Source organism: Streptomyces glaucus (assembly GCF_039533365.1).
Classification (GTDB): domain Bacteria; phylum Actinomycetota; class Actinomycetes; order Streptomycetales; family Streptomycetaceae; genus Streptomyces; species Streptomyces glaucus.
Genome location: NZ_BAAATK010000027.1, coordinates 83,646 through 92,644, shown reverse-complemented (window position 1 = coordinate 92,644; position 8,999 = coordinate 83,646). Strand labels below are relative to the sequence as shown.

The window sequence follows — 8,999 nt, the reverse complement described above, 5'->3', positions numbered from 1 at the left end:
CCTGGAAGACCAGCGCCTCGCCCTCCGCGACCGTGTTCCGCACGGCCGCGTCCGGCAAGCAGAAGGGTGCGCGGGGGCTGCGCTTCACGCCCGTCGCGCCCAACACCACCGACGCCGTCGTCGTGCCCGACGGGTACAAGCAGAACGTCGTGATCCGCTGGGGCGAGCCCATCCTGCGCGGGGCGCCCGCCTTCGACCCGGAGAAGCAGACGGCCGAGGCGCAGGCCGGGCAGTTCGGCTACAACTGCGACTTCCTCGCCCTGCTGCCGCTGCCCGGCGAGCGGAACCGGCAGCTGCTCGTGGCCAACCACGAGTACACCGACGAGGTCCTGATGTTCCGCGGCTACGACGCCGCCAACCCGACCCGCGAGCAGGTGGAGATCGCCTGGGCCGCGCACGGGCTGTCCGCCGTCGTGGTCGAGGAGGACCGCAGGACCGGCAGGCTGACCGCCGTGCCGCGCCATCACCTCAACCGCCGGGTCACCGCCACCACCGCGTTCCGGCTCACCGGCCCGGCCGCCGGCTCCGACCTGCTCAAGACCTCCGCCGACCCGACCGGCACCAAGGTGCTCGGCACCCTCAACAACTGCTCGGGCGGTGTCACCCCGTGGGGCACCACCCTGCACGGCGAGGAGAACTTCAACCAGTACTTCGCCAACAGCAGCCGCCCGACGGACAAGCGCTACGGGATCGGCACCGGCGCCACCGAGCGCAAGTGGGAGCGTTTCGACAAGCGGTTCGACGTCGCCCAGGAGCCGAACGAGGTGCACCGCTTCGGGTACGTCGTCGAGTTCGACCCGTACGACCCGACGTCCACCCCGCGCAAGCACACCGCCCTGGGCCGCTTCAAGCACGAGGCCGCGACCGTGCGGCTCACCCACGACGGCCGGCCGGTCGTGTACTCCGGTGACGACGAGCGGTTCGACTACTTCTACAAGTTCGTCAGCAGCAAGCGGATGAAGAAGGGCAACTCCCGCGCGGTCCGCGAGCACAACCTGTCGCTGCTCGACGAGGGCACGCTGTACGTCGCCAAGCTGACCGGGGACTCCCCGGCCATCGAGATCGACGGCACGGGCAAGCTGCCGAACGACGGCGAGTTCGACGGCAGCGGCGAGTGGATCCCGCTGGCCACCGCCACCGCCGACGGCGCCGTCAGCCACGTCGAGGGCATGACCGCCGAGGAGGTGTTCGTCTTCACGCGGCTCGCCGGCGACAAGGTGGGCGCCACGAAGATGGACCGCCCCGAGGACATCGAGCCCTCCCCGGTCACCGGCAAGGTGTACGTCGCCCTCACCAACAACACCAACCGCGGGGTCGGCTCGAACGCCAAGGCGGACGAGGCCAACCCGCGCAACGCCAACAAGCACGGGCACGTCCTGGAGCTGACCGAGCGCTGGAACCGGCCGGAGAGCACGAAGTTCGCCTGGTCGCTGTTCCTGGTCGCCGGCGACCCGAACGACCCGGCGACGTACTTCGCGGGCTTCCCGAAGGACAAGGTCAGCCCGATCTCCTGCCCGGACAACGTGGCCTTCGACCCGTACGGCAACCTGTGGATCTCCACCGACGGCGCCCAGCTCGGCTCGCACGACGGCCTCTTCGGCGTCGCCACGCGCGGTGAGCGGCGCGGTGAGCTGAAGCAGTTCCTGACCGTGCCGACCGGTGCCGAGACCTGCGGCCCGATCATCCAGGACCGGCGTGTGCTGGTCGCCGTGCAGCACCCGGGCGAGGTCGACGGCGCGACCGTGGACAAGCCGGCCAGCACCTGGCCCGACGGCCCCGGCAAGTACGTCCGCCCGGCGGTCGTCGCGGTGTGGCGCGCGGACGGCCGCGACATCGGCGCCTGACCGCCCGCCGCCTCGGCGGACCGGCCGGCCGGCCGGTCCGCCGGCCGGGGGACCGACTGATCGCCTGAAAGGGCTGCCCGGAGGGGCGTCACGGCCGCGCGAGGCCGTGGCGCCCCTCGTCGCGTCAGCTCCGCAGGTGCAGCGTCAGGTCGACGACCAGGGACCGGTGGTCGGTGTGCGCCAGGTCCAGGAAGCGGGCGCGGCGGGCCGAGAACTCCTCGGACACCAGCACGTGGTCGATCTGGGCGCCGAACGCCGGGGCGATCGGCGCCGGCCAGGTGGCCGTCCGGCCGGCGCCGGCCAGGCGGGCCGCGTCGCGCAGGCCGGTGTCGAGGACGCGGCGGAAGGCGGCGTGGTCCTGGGAGGCGTTGAAGTCGCCGGCCAGGATCGTCGGGGTGTCCCGGTCCCCGGCGGCGAAGTCGCGCAGGGCGGCCAGTTCACCGCGCCAGAGGTCCACCTGGCCGGGCAGCGGCGGCATCGGGTGCGCGAGCTGGAGCCGTACGGCGTGTCCGCGCACGTCGGCCACGGCGCCGGGCATGCCCATGGTGCCGGGGACGCCGTCGGTGCCGCGCAGCGGGAAGCGGCTGAGGACGACGGAGCCCTCGGAGCCGCCGCCCGCCACGGCCCGCCGGTGGGGGTAGGCGTCCGCGAGGTCCCGCCGCAGCGCCGCGTCGCACGTGTACTCGCACTCCTGGACGAAGACGAGGTCCGGTTCCTCGCGCCGTACCGCGGCGACGAGGGAACCGGTGCCCTGCCCGAACTCGACGTTCGAGGTCAGCACCCGCAGCTCGGCCACGGGCCGTCCGCCGGGCGCGCCGGCCGTGCCGTACGGTTCGGCGAACCACGCCAGCAGCGCCAGCAGGACCACCCCCCACCCCGCCCCCGCCCACCACCGGGCGAGCAGCGTGAGCAGCAGCCCGAGGCCGGCCGGCACGAGCAGCCACGGCAGGAAGGCCAGCAGCTGCGGTACGGGCGTGACGCCGTCGCTGTCGGCGGCCCGGAAGCCGACGACCACGCTCACCGCGGCGAACAGCAGTCCGGCGCACCGGATCCCGGCCCGCCGCCGGGTCCCCCGCCCGCCCCGCCGCTCGCGCGCGTCACCGGTCGCGGTCCGCTCGGCAGCCGCTGTGTCCACGCCCGGCCTCCCCGTCTCGGATGATCTGCCCGGAATCCTCCCTCAAAGACGGCGCGTACGGGCGGAAAGTTGCCCTCGGACCGGCCCCGGCCCCGGGGCGGCACCGCGGGAGCCGGGGCCCGGCGTCACGGCCGGGCGCGGGCCGGCCGGGAGCCGGGATCCGGGGAGCCGGGGCGGCGACGGTGCGCGAAGGGGCCGGGGCGGGCGGTGAGCCAGGAGAGCAGGGCGACCGCCAGGCCGAGCACGACCAGCAGCCAGGACACCGTGCGCAGGGTGGCCGTCAGGGCGTCGTAGACGGCGCCCGCGGCGGGGCGGCCGATCTCCCCGGCCAGGTCGGCGAGGGTCAGGCGGCGGCCGACCGCGACGGCGAGGGCGAGCAGCGCGCCGCCCAGGGCCGTGCCGAGCCCGGCGGCCGCGACCGCGCGGCGGCGGCAGGCGGCCACCGCGATCCCGGCGGCCGCGAACACCACGGTCGCGGCCGGCAGCCAGCGGGCGGCGACCTCGAGCACGCGGTAGCCCGTGCGCAGCCGCTCCGCGTCCCGGGCGGGCAGGACGGCGATCGCGGTGTGCTCGACGGGGATGCGCCGCGCCAGCGGCACGTGGTCGCGGGCGAGCCGGTCCTTGACCCGGGCGGTGACCGGCGCCAGGTCGACGGTGACCGGGCCCCCGGCCGCGCGCTCGTCCCGCAGCCGGCGCAGCACCGCGTCGTGGACGGCCCGGTTCGCCGCGTCCCACCCGGCGCGGAACGCCTCCGTCCGGGTGAACGAGCGGGCCGCGTCCCGTACGAAGGGCCGCACGGCGTCCGGCAGCGGCCGGCCGGCGCCGGCCTCCCGCAGGAGGCGGGTCCCCACCGTGTCCGCGACCGCGTCGCGCACGTCCGGGTCGGTGGACAACGGTGCCAGGGCGGTGACGTACCGGCCGGTGTCGGCCAGCCCGTACGCCGCCCAGGCCGCCAGCGCGCCGAGCGGCACGAGCAGGCAGGACAGGGCGATCAGCAGGGCCGACAGGCCGTTGCGGAGACGTGCGGACACCCTTCCAGGCAAGGGCCTGCGGGCCGGGCGGGCGAGTCGAGCGACCGCGGACGCGCCCGGACGGGCGTGCGCCACCGGCCGGCCGAGCGCCTCCGCAGCCCGATGTGGCAACGGTGACCTGCGGTTTCTCCGCTGTGGCGGCGGATTCGCCCGGACGGGTGGTTGCCGGGACGGGGAAGGCGCCGATCACGGGCACCGCTTCGGCCCCGCGGACCCCGGCCGCACCGCGCGCTCACGGCGCCGGGCAGGGGTCCCCTGCCCGGCCCGGGGCGGTGTGCGGCCCGGACCGGCGGGCGGTCCGGGTCGGCGGGGGCCTACGTGGGGCCTTCCTGGTTCTCCGCCTCCCCCTTGCGCGTGTAGTAGTGGTAGATCAACATCAGGAAGAGGCCCGCCGCGACGGCCAGCGACACCGCCGCGGTCTCCAGTACGGACACGCTGGCCTGGGAGCACAGGAAACCGATCGAGGCGCCGGCGAAGACGGACCAGAGCAGTGCGCGGAGTTCGCGTTTCAGTCGCCGGGCCACGGCCCGTACGGCGATGTACAGCACCATGAACGCGACCGCGGTCGCGAAGCCGAACAGCAGGTTCCAGCCGGTGACCGGCGCGCCGCTGCGCCGGTTGGTCGCGGCCCAGCAGCCGTAGGCGAGCCCGATCACGGCGGGCAGCGCCCACTGCGCGATCCTGTGGACCCGCTCGCTGAAGACGTCGGGCGTACCGGTCCGGGCCGGCGGGCTCGTCGTGCGCATTCCGCCGGGCGTGGATGCCGCGTGCGTCATGAGAGCGCTCCTCTCTCTCCTCGCCCCGCCTACCAGGGCACACCTGGGGGCGGTGGGCGGCAAGTCGGCGCGGCGGGCGGCGTCCGGGATCCGGATGCGGGCCGTACGGGGGCGTGTTTCGCTGGGGCCGTGAGGGGTCGCGTCCTGAGACCGGCCGACGGCCGGTACCGGCAGCCGCCCGGCCGACCGGCTCCCGGCGGGCCCGCCGGCCGGGAGGACGTCCGGTACCGGCAGCCGCTGCTGCGGGTGCGCGGCCGCAGTGTCGCCTGGGCGCCGCCGCTGCTGCTGCTCGCCGGGATCACGGTGGTGGACTACAACACCACGGGCGAGTTCCGGATCATCTCCTGGATCGTGCTGGTGCCCGGCATCGCCGCCACGATCTGCGGGGTGTGGGGGACGGCCGCGTTCGCGGTCCTCTCGGTCGCCGCGTACGTCCTCGTGGACACCTCCTGGCCGCACCAGTACCAGACCGGGCTGCCCGACTTCATCCTCGTCACCGTGGGCGGCGTCCTCGCCACGCTGGCCTGCGCGGTCCGGGTGCGCGGCCAGCGGCGGATGCTGCACATGCGGGACGTCGCCGACACCACCCGGCGCACCGTGCTGCGCCCGCTGCCGCCGGGCTGGGGCGGCCTGGACCACGCCGCGGTCTACCTCGCCGCGGACACCGAGGCCCGGGTCGGCGGCGACTTCTACGACGTCCAGCCCGGGCCGCACGGCACCCGCGTCCTCGTCGGCGACGTGCAGGGCAAGGGCCTGGGCGCGGTGGAGGCGGCGGCCGCGCTGCTCGGCGCGTTCCGGGAGGCCGGCTACCACGAGGCGGACCTCACGACGGTCGCCGCGCGGCTGGAAGTGCGGATGGTGCGGCACCGGGCGCACACGGCGGCCCTGGGGCGGGCCGACGGCGACCGGTTCGCGACGGCCGTGCTGCTGGGGTTCCCCGAGGTCCCGCCGGACGCGGTGGACGTGCTGCTGTTCGGCCACGAACCGCCGCTGGTGGTCGGACCGGACGGGGTGCGGCACCTGCCGGCCGGGGACGGGCTGCCGCTCGGGCTGGGGGAGTTCGCGCCCGGACCGCCCACGCCGCGGCGGGTGCGGCTCGGCGCCGGCGAGACGCTGCTGCTGGTGACGGACGGGGTGACCGAGGCCCGGGACCGCGACGGGCTGTTCTACCCGCTGACGGACGAGGTGGCCCGGGCACTCGCGGCCGATCCGCGGCTCGCCGACCCCCGCCGCCTGGTCGCCTTCGTCCGGGACGGCACGCTCCGCCACTGCGGCGGCCGGCTGGCCGACGACACGACGGTGTTCGCGGTGCGACGCGTGTAGTCGCCGGCGGCGCGCCGGTTCCCGCGGGGGCGGCCGAGCGGCGGGAGGCGGGCGGGAGCGGCTCCGTGCGGCTCGGCGCCGGTGCGAGCGGCGCCGCCGGGCACGGCGCGTGCGGCTCGGGTGCGGCGGCTCGCGGCGGCCGGCTTCGTGCCCGGCGGCGCCGCTCGCACCGGAACGGCGTCAGCCGCTCCGCGGCGGCTCTCCCGCTCCCGGCCCACGACGCCGCTCGAACCGGGCACGGGCGGCGTCGTGGGCGTCGCGCAGGAGCCGCACGACCGTGCCGGCCGTCCGCGCACCGGGATTGACGACGCAGATCCAGCCGAGCGCGCCGTAGACCGGATGCGGCAGCACACGGTCGGCGGCCGCGTAGTCGCGGCGGCGGCCGAGGGCGCGCGGCTCCTCCCCGATGAGGTCCCGGAACGTCGCACGGTCGACGTGGACGTTCACCCGCCAGCGGCCCGGAGGGTCGAGGTCGGAGGCGTCGTCGCCGGGCTGGTCCTTGGTGACGATCGTCCCGTAGGGCTGGACGTTCCGGGGCATCCGCCCGTCCGGGGCGTAGTAGAAGAACGCGTCCCCCCACGCCGCCTCGGGGAAGTCGCCGCCCGGCGCCGGGACGACCACGAGCGCGCCGTCGAAGCCCCGCACGGTCGCGATGATCTGCTCCATACTCATGGTTCGAGCATCACCTTCAAGTGCTTGTGTGGGGTTGGCGATGACCGGGCCGGTGAGCGGTTCGCGACGGGCACCGCTGAGAACGGTCGACGTCGCCAGGGCGTCGGGCTACTCGCTGCAGCAGGTGCGCGACCTGGAGCGGCTGGGGGTCATCCCCCCGGCCGCCCGGTCGGGCAACGGCCACCGCTGCTACACGCCGGTCCACGTGCACGCCCTGCGCGCCTATCGAGGGCTCGCCGCCGCCGTCGGACCCGTCGAGGCCCGGCGGATGCTCGCGGAACTGCGAACGGAGACGATCACGACGGCGGCCGCGGCGATCAACGCGGTGCACGTCCGGCTCGCGCGGGAGCGGGACGAGGCGCTGCGCGCTCAGCGAGCGGTGCGGGCGATCCGGGCCGAGGCGGACGTCCCCGGGGCCGGGCGGGAGAGCGACGCGATGACGATCACGGAACTCGCCGGAGCGCTCGGCGTGCGCCCCTCGACCCTGCGGTTCTGGGAGCAGGAAGGACTCGTCACCCCCGAGCGGGTGACGTCACTGCGAGCACGTCGCTACGGCCCTCCGGCGATCGGAGCGGCCAGGATCGTCGTGGCCCTGCGCGGCGCCGGCTACGGCATTCCCGCGGTGCGCGAGATCATGGACTCCCTGCACCGGTTCGGCGGGCCCGAGGAGGCCCAGCGCATCCTGCGGCGACGTCTCGACCGGATCGCGGCACGGGCCGTGGCGCTCCTCCGCGCGGGCGCGGACCTGGCAGCCGTGATCACATCCGTTCAGGAACCGGCGTCCTCCCCGCCGGGCCCGGACCGCCCCGCCGGCTGACGTGCCCGGACCGCGGGCCCGGGCACGCCGCTCGGCGGCGGCCGTTCCCGGATCCGGCACCCCCGCGGGCGGCCGCAGCCGTTACCGTGCTGCCGTAAGTGATCGACCGTCGGGGGGAGGGCTCGATGCCCGGAACCGTGCTGCTGCTCGCGGCCGCACCCGTGGGAAAGGGCTGTCTGGTGGACGCCGCGTCCGTGCTGCCCGTGCTCGCGGCCGTGCCGCCCGCGGTGCTGGCCGGGACGGACACCGCGAACGTCGTCGAGCTCGCCGACCCGCTGGAACCCCAGGCCGTGCTGACCCGGCTGCGCGCCGCCGCCGCGGCCCCCGGCCCACTGACCGTGTACGTCACCGGCCAGCTCCAGCTGGACCGCCGCCAGCGCCTGCCCCACCTCGCGCTGGCCCGCACCACCCCGGCGACCGTCCGCTACACCGCCCTGCCGTGGCACTGGATCCGCGAGGAACTGAGGCTGCGGCCGACGGGGGCGACGGCCCTGCTGCTCGACCTGCACGCGGACGCCGAGACCTGGCGGTGGCTGCGGGAGCACCCGCTGGACTCGGGCCGCAACAACGCCGTGTACGGCCGCGTCGCGCCGCCGCCGTCCCGGTGGTCGGTGGCGGAGCCGTCGTACATGAAGGCGGTCGCGACGATCCTGCGCAGCGGGTACCGGCCGCCGCTGGAGGAGCTGCACCAGCAGGCGCTGACGCGGATCGAGCCGGAGAGCGCGGGCGCCGACCTGGTGCTGACCGCGCCGGGGCCGGCGGCGGGCGACCCGCACGCCGTCATCGCCGCCGCCGTGCGGTCCGGTCGGCACGCCGACGCCGACGCGCTGGCCGCGCGGCACGAGGAGGCCGCCGTACGGGCGCACGGGCCCGCGTCGGAGGAGGCGCTGCACTGGACGGAGGTCCGCGCGGACCTGGCGATGTTCGCCGGGGACCCGGTGCGCAGCTGCCGCACCTGGCTGGCGGTGGCGACCGCCCGGCTGGCCGCCGGGCAGGCGCCGGACGCGCCCGCCGTCGAGGCGGCCGTCGACCGGGCCCACCACCAGTGGGGGCGGATCCGTGACGCGGCGCCGGCCCGGGAACTGGGGTCCGCGCTCGCCCGGTTGCGGAGCCAGGTCCCCGGCCGGCGGGAGGGCGCCCTGGACGACGTCCGCAGGCGCCTGGCCGGCCTCGGCGCGTGACGCGACCGCGCGCCGAGGCGGGCGGACGCGATGCTTCCGGGCACTGTGGGGGCGCGCGGGGAGGACACCGCCCGAGCCGCCGACGCGGGATGACGCCCCGCCGGGCGGGGCGACGCGCGGACGCGAATGCGGCGCGGGGGCCCGGCGCACGGCTCGCGGGCACGCGCCGGGAGCGGCTTCCAAACCCTGTCCAGTGCGCAACGCCGGTGCCATGATGGTG

Annotated in this window: 8 protein-coding genes; 4 read left to right on the top strand and 4 right to left on the bottom strand. The window is 76.3% G+C overall.

Annotated features, from left to right (window positions below; genetic code table 11):
* Positions 1-1,844: PhoX family protein (locus ABD363_RS20535; RefSeq protein ID WP_344605648.1), on the top strand; the 1,844-nt coding region annotated here is incomplete at its 5' end.
* Positions 1,845-1,968: 124 nt separating this feature from the next.
* On the opposite strand, the gene ABD363_RS20530 is transcribed toward ABD363_RS20535, so the two are convergent.
* The 3 genes from ABD363_RS20530 to ABD363_RS20520 all read right to left on the bottom strand — a co-directional run bounded on the left by ABD363_RS20530 (position 1,969) and on the right by ABD363_RS20520 (position 4,786).
* Entirely contained in the window at positions 1,969-2,979 is a 1,011-nt protein-coding gene (locus tag ABD363_RS20530; protein ID WP_344605646.1) for an endonuclease/exonuclease/phosphatase family protein, read from the bottom strand.
* Positions 2,980-3,104: 125 nt separating this feature from the next.
* Positions 3,105-4,010, bottom strand: a complete 906-nt coding sequence (locus ABD363_RS20525; RefSeq protein ID WP_344605644.1) for a hypothetical protein — start codon at positions 4,008-4,010, stop codon at positions 3,105-3,107.
* Positions 4,011-4,324: 314 nt separating this feature from the next.
* Positions 4,325-4,786, bottom strand: a complete 462-nt coding sequence (locus tag ABD363_RS20520) for a hypothetical protein (RefSeq protein WP_344605642.1) — start codon at positions 4,784-4,786, stop codon at positions 4,325-4,327.
* A 237-nt stretch (positions 4,787-5,023) separates the two neighbouring features.
* Here ABD363_RS20520 and ABD363_RS20515 point away from each other — a divergent pair, with 237 nt between their 5' ends.
* Positions 5,024-6,109 (top strand): PP2C family protein-serine/threonine phosphatase, encoded by a 1,086-nt coding sequence (locus tag ABD363_RS20515; RefSeq protein ID WP_344605662.1) that lies wholly within the window; start codon positions 5,024-5,026, stop codon positions 6,107-6,109.
* Positions 6,110-6,289: 180 nt separating this feature from the next.
* Here the strand turns inward: ABD363_RS20515 and ABD363_RS20510 are convergent, their stop codons facing one another.
* Complete coding sequence (locus tag ABD363_RS20510) at positions 6,290-6,775, bottom strand: DUF6194 family protein (RefSeq protein WP_344605660.1); 486 nt, start codon at positions 6,773-6,775, stop codon at positions 6,290-6,292.
* Between the two features lie 46 nt (positions 6,776-6,821).
* Between ABD363_RS20510 and ABD363_RS20505 the strand changes: the two genes are divergently transcribed.
* Positions 6,822-7,598 carry a MerR family transcriptional regulator gene (locus tag ABD363_RS20505; RefSeq protein WP_344605640.1) on the top strand — a complete coding sequence of 259 codons (777 nt, stop codon included), beginning with the start codon at positions 6,822-6,824 and terminating at the stop codon, positions 7,596-7,598.
* A 125-nt stretch (positions 7,599-7,723) separates the two neighbouring features.
* A complete protein-coding gene (locus tag ABD363_RS20500) occupies positions 7,724-8,779 on the top strand; it encodes a serine/threonine-protein kinase (protein ID WP_344605638.1) in 1,056 nt (351 codons plus the stop codon).
* The last annotated feature ends 220 nt before the right edge of the window (positions 8,780-8,999 follow it).